Annotated in this window: 16 protein-coding genes; 15 read left to right on the top strand and 1 reads right to left on the bottom strand. The window is 67.9% G+C overall.

Annotated features, from left to right (window positions below; genetic code table 11):
* Window positions 1–4 precede the first annotated feature (4 nt).
* Window positions 5–505 carry a hypothetical protein gene (locus tag AC1RLW_RS28195; protein ID WP_159273826.1) on the top strand — a complete coding sequence of 167 codons (501 nt, stop codon included), beginning with the start codon at window positions 5–7 and terminating at the stop codon, window positions 503–505.
* A 13-nt stretch (window positions 506–518) separates the two neighbouring features.
* Here the strand turns inward: AC1RLW_RS28195 and AC1RLW_RS28190 are convergent, their stop codons facing one another.
* A complete protein-coding gene (locus AC1RLW_RS28190) occupies window positions 519–1,412 on the bottom strand; it encodes a LysR family transcriptional regulator (protein WP_159273825.1) in 894 nt (297 codons plus the stop codon).
* A gap of 157 nt (window positions 1,413–1,569) precedes the next feature.
* Between AC1RLW_RS28190 and AC1RLW_RS28185 the strand changes: the two genes are divergently transcribed.
* From AC1RLW_RS28185 to AC1RLW_RS28120, 14 genes are all read left to right on the top strand, one after another.
* Complete coding sequence (locus AC1RLW_RS28185; protein WP_493195893.1) at window positions 1,570–3,705, top strand: 3-hydroxyacyl-CoA dehydrogenase NAD-binding domain-containing protein; 2,136 nt, start codon at window positions 1,570–1,572, stop codon at window positions 3,703–3,705.
* Between the two features lie 32 nt (window positions 3,706–3,737).
* The gene (locus tag AC1RLW_RS28180; RefSeq protein WP_062478557.1) at window positions 3,738–4,928 is read left to right on the top strand and encodes an acetyl-CoA C-acyltransferase; all 1,191 of its coding nucleotides are present in this window, start codon (window positions 3,738–3,740) and stop codon (window positions 4,926–4,928) included.
* A 140-nt stretch (window positions 4,929–5,068) separates the two neighbouring features.
* Window positions 5,069–6,277, top strand: coding sequence for an acyl-CoA dehydrogenase family protein (locus AC1RLW_RS28175; protein ID WP_493195892.1), 1,209 nt, complete (start codon window positions 5,069–5,071; stop codon window positions 6,275–6,277).
* 11 nt (window positions 6,278–6,288) lie between these two features.
* Entirely contained in the window at window positions 6,289–7,431 is a 1,143-nt protein-coding gene (locus AC1RLW_RS28170) for an acyl-CoA dehydrogenase family protein (protein ID WP_493195891.1), read from the top strand.
* Entirely contained in the window at window positions 7,428–8,243 is an 816-nt protein-coding gene (locus AC1RLW_RS28165; protein ID WP_493195890.1) for an oxepin-CoA hydrolase, alternative type, read from the top strand. Before AC1RLW_RS28170 ends, AC1RLW_RS28165 begins: the two co-directional genes overlap by 4 nt.
* Before the next feature lie 73 nt (window positions 8,244–8,316).
* Window positions 8,317–9,525, top strand: coding sequence for a CaiB/BaiF CoA transferase family protein (locus AC1RLW_RS28160; protein WP_095743559.1), 1,209 nt, complete (start codon window positions 8,317–8,319; stop codon window positions 9,523–9,525).
* 44 nt (window positions 9,526–9,569) lie between these two features.
* Window positions 9,570–10,568 (top strand): Bug family tripartite tricarboxylate transporter substrate binding protein, encoded by a 999-nt coding sequence (locus AC1RLW_RS28155; protein ID WP_493195889.1) that lies wholly within the window; start codon window positions 9,570–9,572, stop codon window positions 10,566–10,568.
* A gap of 47 nt (window positions 10,569–10,615) precedes the next feature.
* Window positions 10,616–12,571, top strand: a complete 1,956-nt coding sequence (locus tag AC1RLW_RS28150; RefSeq protein ID WP_493195888.1) for an acyl-CoA synthetase — start codon at window positions 10,616–10,618, stop codon at window positions 12,569–12,571.
* Window positions 12,572–12,626: 55 nt separating this feature from the next.
* On the top strand, window positions 12,627–13,625 hold the full coding sequence (locus AC1RLW_RS28145) for a Bug family tripartite tricarboxylate transporter substrate binding protein (protein ID WP_493195887.1): 999 nt from the start codon (window positions 12,627–12,629) through the stop codon (window positions 13,623–13,625).
* A gap of 37 nt (window positions 13,626–13,662) precedes the next feature.
* Entirely contained in the window at window positions 13,663–14,412 is a 750-nt protein-coding gene (locus AC1RLW_RS28140; RefSeq protein WP_070060185.1) for an electron transfer flavoprotein subunit beta/FixA family protein, read from the top strand.
* 13 nt (window positions 14,413–14,425) lie between these two features.
* Window positions 14,426–15,358 carry an electron transfer flavoprotein subunit alpha/FixB family protein gene (locus tag AC1RLW_RS28135; protein ID WP_493195886.1) on the top strand — a complete coding sequence of 311 codons (933 nt, stop codon included), beginning with the start codon at window positions 14,426–14,428 and terminating at the stop codon, window positions 15,356–15,358.
* Window positions 15,359–15,370: 12 nt separating this feature from the next.
* Window positions 15,371–16,342 carry an NAD(P)H-dependent flavin oxidoreductase gene (locus AC1RLW_RS28130; RefSeq protein ID WP_062470992.1) on the top strand — a complete coding sequence of 324 codons (972 nt, stop codon included), beginning with the start codon at window positions 15,371–15,373 and terminating at the stop codon, window positions 16,340–16,342.
* Window positions 16,343–16,808: 466 nt separating this feature from the next.
* Complete coding sequence (locus AC1RLW_RS28125) at window positions 16,809–17,078, top strand: hypothetical protein (protein WP_493195885.1); 270 nt, start codon at window positions 16,809–16,811, stop codon at window positions 17,076–17,078.
* Window positions 17,079–17,355: 277 nt separating this feature from the next.
* Window positions 17,356–17,757, top strand: coding sequence for a hypothetical protein (locus tag AC1RLW_RS28120; RefSeq protein WP_493195884.1), 402 nt, complete (start codon window positions 17,356–17,358; stop codon window positions 17,755–17,757).
* The last annotated feature ends 66 nt before the right edge of the window (window positions 17,758–17,823 follow it).

The raw sequence follows: 17,823 nt of genomic DNA, 5'->3' as shown, positions 1-17,823 counted from the left end.
CTCAATGTTCTCGTTCTTTCGCAAGACGCCGATCAGGCTTCATCTCGGCGAAGTTCGGGTCATGCCGCGCAAGGATTTCCTTCGACACCTGGAGGGCGGATATTTCGGTAGCAGGAAGCCGGACGACAGTTGGGTCGACCTGCTGGCGCAGGTGTTCGACTATCCCCCGGCCACCGGCACGGCGGTGCCGGGTGACGACGACTTCGCGGTCGACATCGCCATCGAGGAGCACCGCCATGGCGGTTGGACGGATGTTTCCGGCTTTCCCATCGGCTGGCGCCCCAAGGTCCGCCTAGGCGCTCGGATCTATCACATGAAAAGCGGCAAGCAGCGCGCCGTGATCCGGGCCGTCGAATGCATGAGCTGGGACGAATTCTTCGCGCTCTCCGGCCGCTGGAAGGTGCAACTCGGCCTCGGAAATCCGGCCGACAAGCAGCGGTTGCGCGAACTGGTGCAGGCTGCCGGCCGCACCTTGAAGGCAAAGGTCGAAAACGCCGTCTCCTGATTCCGCACCTGGCTCATTCCTCCAGCCGCACCCGCGCCAGGATGAAATCGATGAACGTCCGGATCGCCCGCGTGTGCTGGCGGTTCGGCATGTAGAGCATGAACATCTGGGTGCCGAAGATCGACAGGCGCCAGTCGTCCAGCGTGGTCACCACGTCGCCGCGGCGCACGTCTTCCTGCACCACGTAGTCGGGCACGAGGCCCACGCCCAGGCCCGCGAGGATGGCCTGGCGCAGGAACAGAAAGTTCTCCGAGATCAGCGTCGGCTCCAGGATCACCTCGCGCCGCGTCTCGCCCTGGTAGGCCGAGATGCGCAGCTGCCGTCCGATGACCGCGGCCGTGACCACCGGCGTGGCGCGCAGCGCGTCCAGTTGCACGGGCAGCGGGTGGCGCTCGGCGTACGCGCGCGTGGCGCAGGCCACGTAGCGCACCGGCCCCATCTCGCGCGCCACGAGGTTCTGCGGCGGCTCGGGGATCACGCGGATGGCAATGTCGACCTCGTCGCGCAGCAAATCTTCGATGCGGTTCTCGAACACCACGTCGAGCACGATGCCGGGGTACTGGCGCTTGAAGTCGATGAGCCAGTCGGCCATCACGAGCTGGCCGTAGCCGCTGGGCACGCTCAGGCGCACGCGGCCCTGCAGGCCCTCGCCCAGCGCGGTGACCGACTCGCGCGCCGCCAGCAGCTCGCCCTGGATGGCCACGCCGTGCTGGTACAGCCGCAGCCCGATCTCGGTGGGCTCGGCGCGCCGGGTGGTGCGCCGGATCAGCTGCGCGCCCACCGAGCGCTCCAGCTGGTTCAGGTGGTAGCTGACGTTGGCACGGGTCATCTTGAGCCGGCGCGCCGCCGCGCTCAGGTTGCCCGCGTCAAGGATTTCCACCAGCAGGGTGAGCGATTGCAGGTCCATGGGCGGATTGTGTCAAAAATTCTTTGACAGTCTGTCAACCACCTATGCAATTGTCAAAGCAGCGATGCCGGCCAAGAATGCAGGGCTCCCCAGAGCCCCGGACCCCTCGAGACTTCACGAGGGCCTGCCACGCAAGCAAGAGACAAGCGACACGCACATGGCCACCCCCACTCCCAGCCCTTCCACGTCCAACGGTCCCGTCACCTTCCAGCGTCAAGGCGACGTGTGCGTGGTGACCATCGACAACCCGCCCGTCAACGCCCTGGGCGTGGACGTGCGCCGCGGCCTAGCCGCCGCCATCGACGCGGCCGAGGCCGACAGCGGCGCCAAGGCGGTGCTGATCGTCGGCGCGGGCCGCAACTTCATCGCCGGCGCGGACATCCGCGAGTTCGGCCAGGCGCCGCAGCAGCCCTCGCTGCCCGAGGTCTGCCTGAAGATCGAGAACTGCACCAAGCCGGTGGTCGCCGCCATTCACGGCGCCGCGCTCGGCGGCGGGCTGGAAATTGCCCTGTCGGCGCACTACCGCCTCGCCGCGCCCACCGCCAAGCTGGGCCTGCCCGAAGTGGCGCTGGGCCTGCTGCCCGGCTCGGGCGGCACGCAGCGCACGCCGCGCCTCATCGGCGTGAAGCCCGCGCTCGAACTGATGCTCAGCGGCCGCCATGCGGGCGCCAAGGAAGCGCTGACGCTCGGCCTCGTCGACCGCCTCGGCGCTGAAGCCGACGCCCGCGCCGAAGGCCTCGCCTACGCGCAGGAACTCGTCGCCGCCCACGCCCCGGTGCGCCGCACGCGCGAAGCCGCCGGCCTGGCCGACAAAGACGCAGCCCGTGCCGCCCTCGAGGCCGCACGCGCCGACACCGCCAAGAAGAGCCGCGGCCTGTTCTCGCCGATGAAGATCGTCGAAGCCGTCGAAGGCGCGCTCACGCTGCCCTTCGACGAAGGCATGGCGCTGGAGCGCAAGCTGTTCCTGCAGTGCATCGACAGCCCGCAGCGCGCCGGCCTGATCCACGCCTTCTTCGCCGAACGCGAAGTGCTGAAGGCCCCCGAGACCCGCTCGGCCAGCCCGCGCGCGCTCACCTCGGCCGGCATCGTCGGCGGCGGCACCATGGGTGCGGGCATTGCCGTGGCGATGCTCGACGCGGGCCTGCCCGTGACCATGGTCGAGCGCGACGAGCCCAGCCTCGCGCGCGGCCGTGCCCACGTCGAGAAGGTGTACGACGGCCTCATCGCCAAGGGCCGCATGACGCCGGAAGCCAAGGCCGCCGTGATGGCGCGCTTCTCGGGCTCGACCAGCTACGACGCCTTCGCCAACGTCGACATCGTGGTCGAGGCCGTGTTCGAGGAGATGGGTGTCAAGAAGGCCGTGTTCGCCGAACTCGACCGCGTGTGCAAGAAGGGCGCCGTGCTCGCCACCAACACCTCGTACCTGGACATCGACGAGATCGCCGCCAGCATCTCGCGCCCACAGGACGTGGTGGGCCTGCACTTCTTCTCGCCGGCCAACATCATGAAGCTGCTGGAGATCGTGGTGCCCGCCAAGGTGAGCGCCGACGTGGTCGCCACCGGCTTCGAACTGGCCAAGAAGCTCAAGAAGGTGCCCGTGCGCGCCGGCGTGTGCGACGGCTTCATCGGCAACCGCATCCTGGCCGTGTACCGCCAGGCCGCCGACCACATGATGGAAGACGGCGCCTCGCCCTACGACATCGACGCGGCCGTGCGCAACTTCGGCTACCCGATGGGCCCGTTCCAGGTGTCCGACCTGGCCGGCGGCGACATCGGCTGGGCCACGCGCAAGCGCAAGGCCGCCACGCGCGACCCGCAAGCGCGCTACGTGCAAGTGGCCGACCGCATCTGCGAGCGCGGCTGGTTCGGCCAGAAGACGCAGCGCGGCTACTACCTGTACCCCGAAGGCGCGCGCACCGGCGTGCCCGACCCCGAGGTGCTGGCCATCATCGACGCCGAGCGCGTGCGCGCCGGCATCACGCCGCGCACCTTCACCGAAGAAGAAATCATGCGCCGCTACATGGCCGCCATGGTCAACGAAGGCGCCAATGTCGTGCTCCAGCGCATCGCGCTGCGCCCGCTCGACGTGGACGTGACCTTCCTCTATGGCTACGGCTTCCCGCGCCACCGCGGCGGCCCCATGAAGTACGCCGACACCGTGGGCCTGCCCAAGGTGCTCGCCGACATCCGCGAGTTCGCCAAGGCCGATCCGATCTTCTGGAAGCCGTCGCCGCTGCTCGTGGAGCTGGTCGAACGCGGCGCCGATTTCGCCAGCCTGAATCAATCCGAGTAACCGTTAGAGCCCACCGTCCAGGAGACAACCCCATGCGTGAAGCCGTCATCGTTTCTACCGCCCGCACCCCGCTCACCAAGGCGCACCGCGGCGAATTCAACATCACCTCCGGCGCCACGCTGGCCTCGTTCGCGGTGAAGGCCGCGGTCGAGCGCTCGGGCCTGGACCCGGCCCTGATCGAGGACGCGATCCTCGGCTGCGGCTACCCCGAAGGCACCACCGGCCGCAACATCGCGCGCCAGTCGATCATCCGCTCGGGCCTGCCGATCAGCATCGCCGGCACCACCGTGAACCGCTTCTGCGCCTCGGGCCTGCAGGCGATTGCCATGGCCGCCGGCCGCATCGTGGTGGACGGCGCGCCGGCCATGATCGCGGGCGGCGTGGAAAGCATCTCGCAGATCCGCGGCCGCAGCCCCGGCGACGGCGGCGACCTCAGCCTGGACCCGTGGATCGTCGAGCACAAGCCCGAGCTGTACATGGCGATGATCGACACCGCCGACATCGTGGCCAAGCGCTACAACATCAGCCGCGAGGCGCAGGACCGCTTCTCGGCCGAGAGCCAGCGCAAGACCGAAGAAGCGCAACTGGCCGGCCGCTACAAGGACGAGATCGTGGCCTGCACCACCACGATGGCCGTGACCGACAAGGAGACCAAGGAGGTCACCCACCGCGAAGTCACCGCCACGGAAGACAACTGCAACCGCCGCGGCACCACCTACGAAGCGCTGGCCAAGCTCAAGCCCGTGATGGGCGACGACAAGTTCATCACCGCCGGCAACGCCTCGCAGCTGTCCGACGGCGCTTCGGCCTGCGTGATGATGGAAGCCAAGGACGCCGAGCGCGCCAACCTGAAGCCGCTGGGCGCGTTCCGCGGCCTGGCGCTGGCCGGCTGCGAACCCGACGAGATGGGCATCGGCCCGGTCTTCGCCGTGCCCAAGCTGCTCGCGCGCCACGGCCTGAAGGTGCAGGACATCGACCTGTGGGAACTCAACGAAGCCTTCGCCTCGCAGTCGATCTACTGCCAGGAAAAGCTGGGCATTCCGTCGGAACGCCTGAACGTGAACGGCGGCGCGATCTCCATCGGCCACCCCTTCGGCATGACCGGTGCGCGCCTCACGGGCCACGTGCTGCTCGAAGGCAAGCGCCGCGGCGCCAAGTACGCCGTGGTCACGATGTGCATCGCCGGCGGCATGGGCGCCGCGGGCCTGTTCGAAATTTATTGACAGCCTTCGCTCTCCCCCAGGCTTCGCGCACTTCGTGTCGCTTCTCCAACCCCCTTCCGGGGGCAACCCCTGCGGCCCGGCAAAGCCGGTTCCGCGGGGTTCCACTTGAATACGTCAACCCTCCATCCGAGAGATAAGACATGGACCTGAACTTCACCCCTGAAGAAGAAGCCTTCCGCAGCGAAGTGCGCACCTTCCTGGCGAACAAGCTGCCTGCGCGGCTGTCCGACAAGGTGCGCGGCGGCAAGATCCTGGAAAAGGCCGACATGCAGGAATGGCACGCCATCCTGAACGAGCGCGGCTGGCTGGCCAACCACTGGCCCGAGCAATACGGCGGCCCGGGTTGGACCGCGGTCGAGAAGTTCATCTTCGAGAACGAGTGCGCCCTGGCCTTCGCGCCGCGCATCGTGCCCTTCGGCGTCAACATGCTGGGCCCGGTGCTCATCAAGTACGGCAACGAAGCGCAGAAGAAGTACTGGCTGCCGCGCATCCTGAGCGGCGCCGACTGGTGGTGCCAGGGCTACTCGGAACCCGGCGCGGGCTCCGACCTGGCCGCGGTGAAGACCACGGCCGTGCGCGGCATCGACGCGCAGGGCGACCACTACATCGTGAACGGCCAGAAGACCTGGACCACGCTGGGCCAGCACGCCAACATGATCTTCTGCCTGGTGCGCACCAACCGCGAGGCGAAGAAGCAGGAAGGCATCAGCTTCCTCTTGGTCGACATGACCTCGCCCGGCGTGGAAGTGCGTCCGATCATCACGCTCGACGGCGAGCATGAGGTCAACGAGGTGTTCTTCTCCGACGTGCGCGTGCCCGCCGAGAACCTCGTGGGCGAAGAGAACAAGGGCTGGACCTGCGCCAAGTACCTGCTGACCTACGAGCGCACCAACATCGCGGGCGTGGGCTTCTCGGTGGCCGCGCTCGAACAGCTCAAGGGCATCGCCGCGTCGCAGACCAAGAACGGCAAGCCGCTGGCGGACGACCCGGCCTTTGCCGCACGCCTGGCGCGTGTCGAGATCGACCTGGAGAACATGAAGACCACCAACCTGCGCGTGATCGCGGCGGTGGCCGGCGGCGGCGTGCCCGGTGCGGAAAGCTCGATGCTGAAGATTCGCGGCACCGAGATCCGCCAGGAGATTTCGTCGCTCGCGCGCCGTGCGATGGGCGTGTACGGACGTCCCTTCGTCGAGGAAGCGCTGCACGACGGCTTCGACGGCGAGACCTTCGGCCCCGCCTACGCATCGGCCGCAGCCGCGCGCTACTTCAACAACCGCAAGCTGTCGATCTTCGGCGGCTCGAACGAAATCCAGAAGAACATCATCTCCAAGATGATCCTGGGCCTGTAAGGAGAGACGCAATGAACTTCGAACACACCGAAGACCGGCGCATGCTCGCCGACAGCCTGAACCGCTTCATCGCCGAGCAGTACGCCTTCGATGCGCGCGACCGCATCGCGAAGTCGGCACACGGTTTCAGCAAGGAGATCTTCCAGAACTTCGCCGAGCTCGGCGTGATCGGCGCGCTGTTCAGCGAGGCCGACGGCGGCTTCGGCGGCAGCGGCTTCGACATCGCCGTGGTCTTCGAAGCGCTGGGCCGCGGCCTCGTGGTCGAGCCGCTGCTGGGCGCCGTGATGGTCGGCGAGGCGATCAGCGCCGCCGGCAGCGACGCGCAGAAAGAGAAGATCGGCGAGATCGTCAACGGCGTGACCGTGGCGGCCTTTGCGCACGATGAAGCCGACACGCACTACGAACGCACGCGCGTGGCCACGACCGCCGAACGCCGTGGCGACGGCTGGGTGCTCAAGGGTGCCAAGGCCGTGGTGCCGCAAGGCGAGCAGGCCGACCTGTTCCTGGTCTCGGCCCGCACCTCGGGCAACGTCGACGACGAAGCCGGCATCTCCCTCTTCCTCGTGCCCGCCAAGACCGCCGGCCTCACCGTGCGCGGCTGCCCCGCCATCGACGGCGGCCGCGTGGCCGAACTCACGCTCGACGGCGTGACGCTCGGCGCCGACGCGCTGCTGGGCGCCGAAGGCCAGGGCGCCGCCACGCTGGAACGCGCCATCGGCCGCGGCGTGCTCGCGCTGTGCGCCGAAGCACTGGGCGCGATGGAAGCCGCCAAGACCGCCACGCTCGAGTACCTGCGCACGCGCAAGCAGTTCGGCATCCTCATCGGCAGCTTCCAGGCCCTGCAACATCGCATGGCCGACCTGCTGCTCGAGATCGAACAGGCCCGCTCGGCCGTGATCAACGCCGCCGCCGCCATCGACGGCAGCGACCGCGTGGCGCGCGAGCGCGCGCTGTCGGCCGCCAAGTTCAGCATCGGCCGCATCGGTGCGCTGGTGGCCGAGGAAAGCATCCAGATGCACGGCGGCATCGGCATGACCTGGGAGCTGTCGCTGCCCCACTACGCCAAGCGCCTCGTGATGATCGACCACCAGCTCGGCGACGAAGACCACCACCTGCAGCGCTACATCGCTCTGGGCAAAGAGGTCGCGGCATGACGGACAAGACCGTCCTCATCTCGCAGGAAGGCGCCGTCCGCATCCTGACCAACAGCAACCCGGCCGCGCGCAACGCGATCACGCCGACGCTGTACGCCGAACTCTCCGCCGCGCTCACCGACGCGCAGAACGACCCCGAAGTGGGCGCCATCGTCTTCACCGGCGCGGGCGACTTCTTCTGCTCGGGCGGCGACCTGAACCTGCTGGCCAAGCGCCGCGAGCTGCCCGAGGCCGAACGCCGCGAGAAGCTCGAAGGCCTGCACGACCTGATCCGCGCGCTCCGCGACTGCGGCAAGCCCGTGATCGCGGCCGTGGAAGGCGGCGCGGCCGGCGCCGGCCTGTCGATGGCGCTGGCCTGCGACATGCTGGTGTCTGCGCGCGATGCGTTCTACACGGTGGCCTACGTCAAGGTCGGCCTCACGCCCGACGGCGGCGCCACGGCCTTCCTCGCGGAGTTCGTCTCGCGCCAGCTGCTCACCGAGCTGTGCCTCACCGGCGACCGCCTCACGGCCGAGCGCCTGCACGCGATGGGCGCGGTGAACCGCCTGACCGACAAGGGCGGCGCGCTGGCCGAGGCCATCGCACTCGCCGCCAAGGTGGCCAACGGCCCGCAGCGCGCAAGCGCACGCATCAAGACGCTGTGCCGCCAGGCCCACCGTGCAACGCTCGAGGAACAACTCGAGGCCGAAGCGATCTACATGGTGACGTCGCAGGCCGACGCCGAAGCCGCCGAAGGCATCGGCGCTTTCCTCGGCAAGCGCAAGGCCGACTTCGTCGCGTTGCGCCACGCACCCCAGCCCGACGCGTCCTGACGCGCCGCGCCCCTCCCCGCGTGTGCATGCCGATGCAGATGCGGGGGTCTTTCGTTTTCCTGGAGTTGTTCCCATGCCCTCGCTGAATTCCTCGCTGCCGCTCGCCGGCGTGCGCGTCCTCGATCTGTCCCGCATCCTTGCCGGCCCCTGGTGCGGCATGGTGCTGGCCGACATGGGCGCCGAGGTGATCAAGGTCGAGCACCCGGGCCGCGGCGACGACACGCGCGACTGGGGCCTGCGCGTGGGCAAGACCGAGACCGCCTACTTCAACAGCGTGAACCGCAACAAGCGCTCCGTCACGCTCGACCTGCAGACGCCCGAAGGCCAGCAGATCGCGCGCGACCTCGCCAAGCAGTGCGACGTGGTGATCCAGAACTTCAAGTTCGGCGGCATCGACAAGCTGGGCCTGGGCTACGAACAGCTGCGCAAGGACAACCCGGGCCTCATCTACTGCTCGATCTCGGGCTACGACCGCACCGGCCCCGAGGCCGCGCGCCCCGGCTACGACCTCGTGGTGCAGGGCGAGGCCGGCCTGATGGCGCTCAACGGCGAAGCCAACCAGCCGCCGCTGAAGTTCGGCGTGGCCGCCGTCGACCTGTTCACCGGCATGTACTCGGCGCAGGCCGTGCTGGCCGCGCTCTACCAGCGCGAGAAGACCGGCACCGGCCGCCACATCGAGATGGCGCTGTTCGACTGCGGCCTGATGATCACCGCCTACTACGGCCTCGAAGCGCTGCTGATGGGCGAAGACCCGCCGCGCTACGGCAACTCGCACCCGTCGATCGTGCCCTACGGCGTGTTCGACGCGGCCGACGGCCCGCTGGTGATCACCGTGGGCAACAACGCGCAGTTCATGCGCTTCTGCACCGAAGTGATCGAACGCCCCGACCTCGCGGCCGACGAGCGCTTCAAGACCAACATCCTGCGTTCGGCCAACCGCGCCGCGCTGCTGCCCGAGCTGACCGCCGAACTCGCGAAGCGCCCGCGCGCCGCGCTGCTCGAAAAGCTCAACGCCTCGGGCATTCCCTGCGGCGAGGTGCTGGGCCTGCTGGAAGCATTGAACTCCCCGCGCGCGACCGACGCCGGCCTGGTCACCAAGCAGCCGCACCCGGTGGCCGGCGAAGTCAATGTGCTGGCGCCGCCCTACCGTTTCGATGGCGAGCGCCTGCCCGTGCGCAGCGCGCCGCCCACTTTGGGAGAAGGCACGCACGACGTGCTGAAGTCCCTGCTCGGCCTGTCGGATGAAAAGCTGGCAGCGCTGAAAACGAATGGCGTCGTCTGATCGCACACAGCGAAGACAACGCCCGCATCCCTGAAGAGAAATCCATGGCCTTCCCGTTCCTCCGTACCCCCCGCAACCCCGTGCGCCGCGCCCTGCTCGCGCTGGCCCTTCCCCTGCTGGCCGGCAGCGCCTTCGCCCAAGCCTGGCCGACCAAGCCGATCACGCTGGTCGTGCCCTTCCCGCCCGGCGGCCCGACCGACGTGGCCTCGCGCATCGTGGCGCAGAAGATGTCCCTGTCGCTCAAGCAGAACATCCTGGTCGACAACCGCAGCGGCGCCTCGGGCACCATCGGCGCGGCCTTTGCGGCCAAGGCCGCACCCGACGGCTACACCTTCGTGATGCTGGCCACGCCGACGCTGCTGGCCTCGCACCTGTACGGCACCGTGCCCTACGACATCTTCAAGAACTTCACGCCCGTGGGCACGGTGTACGACCTGCCGATCGTGATGGTGGTGAACCCGAAGGCGCTGCCCGGCGTGAACGGCCTGCAGGACCTGATCGCCAAGGCCAAGGCCGACGGCGGCAAGCTCAACTACACGACCGCCGGCGCCGGCAGCTTCGGCCACCTGACGACCGAGCAGCTGAAGAACATCGGCAAGTTCGAGATGCAGCACGTGCCCTACCGCGGCAGCGCCCCGGCCGTGACCGACCTCATCGGCGGCCAGGTGCCCGCGATGTTCTCCGACCTCGTGGCCGTGATCCCGCACATCCGCGCCGGCACGCTGCGCCCCGTCGCCGTGGGCTCCGGCAAGCGCGTGAGCCTGCTGCCCGACGTGAAGACCGTGGCCGAGCAAGGCTTCCCCGGCTTCGACGCCACCTCGTGGGGCGGGCTGCTGGCCCCGGCCGGCACGCCACAGGCCGTGGTCGACCGCATGAGCGCCGAGCTGAAGAAGGCGCTGGCCGACAAGGAAGTCGGCGAGAAGCTGCAGAGCGTGGGCTCCTTCGCGGCCTACGGCACGCCGGAACAGACCGCCACGCGCATGCGCCAGGACTTCGAGCGCTGGGGCAAGGTCATTCGCGACAACAAGATCACGAACCAGTAAGACACGGCCTCCGTCCGCAGCCGGCAAGACCCCCTCAAGGAGACAACATGACAACAGGCAACGACAAGAACAACCCCACGGGAACGGCCAGCGCGCCGTTCCGCCCCCTGTTCCCGGTGCGCGGTCTCGCCGACATCCGGCGGCTGGAGGAGACGCCGCTCGAAGAAGCGCTCACGGTGCGCAGCACCTACGAGCTCTTTCGCAATTCCGGCGCGGCCTTCGGCGACAAGACCGCGCTCACCTTCCTGCGCAGCGGCAACCCGGCGGATGAACCCATCCGCTGGTCGTATGCGCAGCTGCTCGCGGGCATCCACCAGACGGCCAACCTGCTGCACACGCTCGGTGTGGGCCCCGACGATGCGGTCGCGGTGCTGCTGCCCGGTTGCCTCGAGTACCACCTCGCGCTCTGGGGCGGCGAGGCCGCCGGCATCGTGCAGCCACTCAACCCGCTGCTCACCGACGAGAAGCTGGTCGCGCTCATGACCGCAGGCCGCGCCAAGGTGCTCATCGCCTACGGCTCCGACACCGAATCGGGCATGTGGTCGAAGGCGATGCGCCTGCGCGGCCAGGTGCCCACGCTCACCACCGTGCTGCGCGTGGCGCCGCACGACGAAGCACCCGGCGCGGCCGGCACGCTGCCCGAAGGCGTGGCCGAGTTCGACGTGCTGCGCGCCGCGCAACCGTCCGACCGCCTCGTGAGCGGCCGCGACATCGCCCCCACCGACATCGCCGCCTACTTCCACACCGGCGGCACCACGGGCGCGCCCAAGCTCGCGCGCCACAGCCACGGCGCGCAGGTGTTCACCGCCTGGGCCAGCGTGCAGCTTGCGGGCATGAACGAACAGGGCATCTCGATCAACGGCTACCCGCTGTTCCATGTGGCGGGCGTGCTGCCGGCCTCGCTCTCATCGCTGTCGGCGGGCGTGGAGGTGATCATTCCGACGCCCTCGCTGCTGCGCAACAAGGAGGTGCTGGCCAACTACTGGAAGCTGGTCGAGAAGTACCGCCCGACCTCGCTGTCGGCCGTGCCCACAGTGCTCGCCGCGCTGGCCAATGTGCCGCTGGACGGCGCCGACATCTCGTCCATCACCTACTGCCGCACCGGCGCCGCCGTGCTCGCGCCCGAGCTGGCCGCGCGCTTCGAGCGCCTGTTCGGCCTGCACGTGCACGAGAGCCTGGGCATGACCGAGATGGCCGGCATCTCGACCATCACGCCGCCCGGCGTGAACGGCCCCGCGGGCTGCGTCGGCTTTCGCCTGCCGTACGCGCAGGTGCGCATCGTGGCGCTGGACGAGAACGGCAACGCCAGCGACCGCGAAGTGGCACAGGGCGAGACCGGCATGGTGCTGTTCAAGTCGCCCAATGTGTTCTCGGGTTTCGTCGATCCGGCCGACAACGCCAAGGCCTTCACCGCCGACGGCTGGCTCGCCACCGGCGACCTGGGCTGGATGGACGCCGAAGAGCGGCTGCACCTCACGGGCCGCTCGAAGGACCTGATCATCCGCAGCGGCCACAACATCGACCCCAAGACCATCGAGGACGCGCTGGGCGCGCACCCGGCCGTGCAGCTGTGCGCCGCCGTCGGCGCCCCCGATGCCTACGCGGGCGAGCTGCCCGTGATCTTCGCGACGCTGGTGCCCGGCGCCTCGGCCACCGAAGAGGAACTGCTGGCCTTCACTTCTTCGCGCGTCGACGAAGCGCCTGCGCGCCCCAAGTGGGTGTCGGTGATCGCCACGATGCCGATGACCAACGTCGGCAAGATCTACAAGCCCGAGCTGCGCGCCATGGCCGCGCGGCAGGTGGTGGCGGCCACGGTCGCCGAGGTCTGCGCCGCACTCGGCGTGGGCGATGCGGCTCAACCTGCGGTGACCACGGAAGGCGAAAGCCTCGTGCATGTGCAGATCGACGCCGCCGCGGCGGGCGCACAAGCCGCTGCATTGCAGGAGCGGCTGCAGAAGGCCCTGGAGCCCCTGCCCTTCAAGACGCGCATCGCGCTGAAGTGATCTTGATCTGCTTCTTCTTCGACACGATTTTCTGCAACCGAACGGGAGACAAACCATGACCCATCAACCCTCGACCCGCCGCGCCCTGCTGTGCGCGGCAGCATCGACCGCCGCGCTGTTCGCGCTGGCCCCCGCGCATGCGCAGGCGCCCTACCCGAACAAGCCGATCCGCCTCGTCGTGCCCTTCCAGGCCGGCGGCGCGACCGACGTGCTGGCGCGCGTGCTGGGCCAGAAGATGTCGGCCAGCATGGGCCAGCCCATCGTGGTGGACAACAAGCCCGGCGCGGCCGGCATCATCGGCACCGACGCGGTCGCCAAGGCCGCGCCCGACGGCTACACCATCGTGCTGTCGCTGAGCAACTCGCTCATGACCAACGAGTTCCTCTACGAGAAACTGCCCTACGACACGCAGCGCGACCTCACGCTGGTCTACCAGATCGCGATGGCGCCGCTGGTGCTGGTGGTGCACCCCAGCGTGCCCGCCAAGACCGGCCCCGAGCTGCTGAAGTACGTGGCCGCAAACAAGGGCAAGGTGGCCTACGGCTCGTACGGCGTGGGCGCCTACCCGCACCTGGCCGGCGCGCACATGAGCCTCACGCAGCAGGCCGACATGAACCACGTCGCCTACAAGGGCGAGGCGCCGATGGTGCAAGACCTCATCGGCGGCCAGATCCAGATGGCCTACGCGAGCGCGCTCGCGGCCAAGCCGCACATCGACGCGGGCAAGCTCAAGGCCGTCGGCGTGACCGGCGAGCGCCGCATGAGCACGCTGCCCAACGTGCCCACGCTGGCCGAGCAAGGCCTGAAGGACGAGGCCTACCGCGTGACCGGCTGGCTCGCCATTGCCGCGCCCGCCAAGACGCCCAAGGCCATCGTCGACCGCATCGCCGACGAAGTGCGCAAGGCCACGCAGCAGCCCGACGTGCGCGAGCGCGTGGCGGCCATGGGCTTCGAGATCAAGGACAGCTCACCCGAGCTCTTTGCCGCGGCCTGGAAGCAGGAGCGCCCCGTGTGGGAGCGCCTGATCAAGCAGTCGGGCGCCAAGCTCGAGTAACCCCTTTTCCCATTTTTGTCATTCAAGAGGAACAGCCATGAAAGTTCTGGTGCCTGTCAAACGGGTCGTCGATTACAACGTGAAGGTGCGCGTCAAGAGCGACGGCACCGGGGTGGACATTGCCAACGTCAAGATGAGCATGAACCCCTTCGACGAAATCGCTGTCGAAGAAGCGGTGCGGCTGAAGGAAAAGGGCATCGTGACCGAAGTCATCGCCGTCTCCTGCGGCGATGCGAAGTGCCAGGAAACCCTGCGCACCGCGATGGCCATCGGCGCCGACCGCGGCATCCTGGTCGAGACCGCTGAAGAGCTGCAGCCGCTGGCCGTGGCCAAGCTGCTCAAGGCACTGGTCGACAAGGAACAGCCCCAGCTGATCATCCTGGGCAAGCAAGCCATCGATGACGACGCCAATCAAACGGGCCAGATGCTGGCTGCTTTGGCCGACCTGCCCCAAGCCACCTTCGCCTCGAAGGTCGACCTGGCAGCCGACAAGGTCACCGTCGCACGCGAAGTCGACGGCGGCATGGAAACGCTGACGCTCACGCTGCCCGCGGTCATCACGACCGACCTGCGCCTGAACGAGCCGCGCTATGTGACGCTGCCCAACATCATGAAGGCCAAGAAGAAGCAGCTGGACACCTTCAAGCCCGAAGACCTGGGCGTGGATGTGAAGCCCCGCCTGAAGACCCTCAAGGTCAGCGAGCCGCCCAAGCGTGGCGCAGGCATCAAGGTGCCCGACGTGGCCACCCTGGTGGACAAGCTCAAGAACGAAGCCAAAGTGATCTGAGGAAGAAACGAACATGACCGCACTCGTCATTGCCGAACACGACCACGCCAGCATCAAGCCGGCCACCCTCAACACCGTGACCGCAGCCCTGGCTTGCGGTGGCGACGTCCACGTCCTCGTGGCCGGTGCCAACGCCGCTGAAGCCGCCAAGGCCGCCGCGCAGATCGCCGGCGTGTCCAAGGTGATCGCTGCCGACAGCGCATCGCTGGCTGAGAACCTCGCCGAGAACGTCGCAGCCCAAGTGCTGGCGATCGCCGGCAACTACAGCCACATCCTGTTCCCCTCGACCGCCAACGGCAAGAACGTCGCACCGCGCGTGGCCGCCAAGCTCGATGTGGCGCAGATCAGCGACATCACTCTGGTTGTCAGCCCCGACACCTTCGAGCGTCCGATCTACGCCGGCAACGCCATTGCCACCGTGCAGAGCACCGACGCCACCAAGGTGATCACCGTGCGCACGACCGGCTTCGACGCAGCCGCTGCCACCGGTGGCAGTGCAGCGATCGAAACCGCTGAAGGCGTCGCAGACAGCGGCAAGAGCAGCTTCGTGGGCCGTGAAGTCACGAAGAGCGAACGCCCCGAACTGACCGCCGCCAAGATCATCGTCTCGGGCGGCCGCGCCCTGGGCAGCGCCGAGAAGTTCACCGAAGTGATGGCTCCGCTGGCCGACAAGCTGAACGCCGGCCTCGGTGCCAGCCGCGCCGCAGTGGACGCAGGCTACGCCCCGAACGACTGGCAAGTGGGCCAGACCGGCAAGATCGTCGCGCCGCAGCTGTACATCGCAGCGGGCATCTCGGGCGCGATCCAGCACTTGGCCGGCATGAAGGACTCGAAGGTCATCGTCGCGATCAACAAGGACGAGGAAGCGCCGATCTTCTCGGTGGCCGACTACGGCCTCGTGGCCGACCTGTTCACGGCCGTGCCGGAACTCGTGACCACGCTGTAAGCGGCTGCGACGATGAAGACCCGCATCACCGAACTGCTCGGCATCCGCTACCCCATCATCCAGGGCGGCATGCAATGGGTGGGCCGCGCCGAGCTGGCCGCGGCCGTGTCGAACGCCGGCGGCCTGGGCATTCTCACGGCGCTCACGCAGCCCACGCCCGACGACCTGCGCCACGAGATCGCGCGCACGCGCACGATGACCGACAAGCCCTTCGGCGTGAACCTCACGATCCTGCCGGCGGTGAAGCCGCCGCCGTACGCCGAGTACGTGCAGGCCATCATCGACAGCGGCGTGAAGATCGTGGAGACCGCGGGCAACAGCCCGAAGGACTTCATCGAGGCCCTGAAGCGCCATGACGTGAAGATCGTCCACAAGTGCACCTCGGTGCGCCACGCGCTCTCGGCCGAGCGCAACGGCGTCGACGCGGTGTCGGTGGACGGTTTTGAATGCGCGGGCCACCCGGGCGAGGACGACGTGCCCGGCCTCGTGCTGCTGCCGGTGGCGGCGCGCAAGCTGCGCATTCCGATCATCGCCTCGGGCGGCATCGCCGACGGCCGCGGCATGGCCGCCGCGCTCGCGCTGGGCGCCGAGGGCATCAACATGGGCACGCGCTTCTGCGTGACCCAGGAGGCGCCGATCCACGACAACATCAAGCAGGCGCTGGTGGCCGCGACCGAGCGCGACACCAAGCTGATGTTCCGCACGCTGCACAACACGGCGCGCGTGTTCCGCAACGCGATCTCCGAAGAAGTGGTGGCCACCGAACGTCGCCCGGGCGGCTGCGAGTTCGAGGACATCCGCCCGCTGGTGGCCGGTGCACGCGGCCGCGCGGCGCTGGAGTCGGGCGAGGTGCACAACGGCGTGGTCTCGGCCGGCCAGTGCATCGGGCTGATCGACGACATCCCGACCTGCGCGGAACTGCTGGAGCGCATGGTGCGCGAGTGCCGCGAGCATCTGGACCGGGCGCGCAGCTGGATGAACTGAAGCTCTGCCGCGCTCCCGCCGACGGGGCGCCTTGCTCCGCGAATGTCCCCCGGGCTTCGGGCTTCCGCCCCTCCTCCTTGGTTTCGCTGCGCAAGGCACCCCATCGACGTGAGCGTTCAGAGCCGCTTCGGACTGGCGCGGCATCGGGCCCACGAGGTCCGTGCGCGGCGCATCGCAGAAGCTGCATTTGTTGGCGCTCGCCGAGACTTCGTGCCGCATGAACCGGCCACTTCGCCGGGTTCTTCTCTAGAGTGAATGCCCCTGTCACTCGACACCCCACCAAGGGAAGAAGAAAGGCGCCACCCCCCACCACCGAGATGTTTGAAGGCTGCTTGCCTCGCGGCAGGTCGTCGGTGCGAAAGCAGCGATGCAGATGCGAGGTATCAAAAGGCGACGGCCGAGGTGTTACTAGCACCCCAGCCGTCTAACCAAGTTCGTGCAATCGCCTTGGAAGGAACGCACAAAAATGGCTACCAAGACTATAGCCCGGCCTCGCGCGCCGGTAGCTTCCGAAGACAACGCCCAAGACCCGGCGGATCTTCTCGAAAACACCCTCTCGCAACTCGAAGCTCTTCTGTGGGTCTGCCACGGAGAAGAGATCGACTGGTGCAGCGGTGACGGGCCTCGGCGACTGGACAACCTTCTCTGGCTTGCGGCTGATCTCGCTCGCAAGGCGGGGGAGCTGTTTCAGCTGAGCGAGAAGGCGCGACGCACAGCGCTGGAGACCGGCGGTTAGCGGCTGGTCTGCGGGCTGCGTGTTTCGCGGCTCGCCCTGGTGAACAGGTTCTTTGGGGTGCGACGGCTGAAGCCCTTGTGATGGAGGGAATTCGGTTCGGTTGAGGTGCTTGTGGTGCAGGCCTCGGTGGCAGCCATGCGCTCCATGCTGATCGTCGGCAGACAATGCGAGCATCCGCTTTGCAGCCATTGCCGACATCCCTCGGCCTTGCGCGAATGGGTACTATCGGCCAGTAGCGGACCGTCAGCGCCCGTCTCCAATCTTTGAGAATCTGTCCATGTACGCCTTGAAAATCTCAATCAACGGACGGGAGCCTGTCACAGGCGGCGCGACCGACCTGTGTGTGCTCTCTGCCATCCTGTCTCTGACGGGAAAGCTCGGGCCTGAGGCAGAACCACGTCGTGATGATGGGAGCGTCGACATTGACCTGCGCCTGGGAGGACTAACGGCACGCGCGAACGGCGCGGCGGACGAGCATTTGGACTGGCTGCGTGCCGATTTGCAGATCGGAGATGTAGTGACGATTCGCATTCTCGAGACTGATCACACTGACCCGGTGATTTCGGGGCGAGAGGCTGAGCGTATGGCGGACGATGAGCGGGCGTACTTCGAGCATTGCAAGAAGGCATATTTTGAGATGCGCGAGAAATTTGAGCCGTCACCGCAGCCTGGGGGCTAAAGGCCGAATGCGGCCAACAGCGGACCTTCGCCAACGCCCTCCACTAACGCCGCGGCCCCCCAACTA

The sequence above is a fragment of the Variovorax sp. GW822-FHT04A09 genome (genome assembly GCF_058801005.1).
The sequence above is the reverse complement of the archived record's forward strand: the minus strand, read 5'-3'. Positions and strand labels throughout refer to the sequence as shown.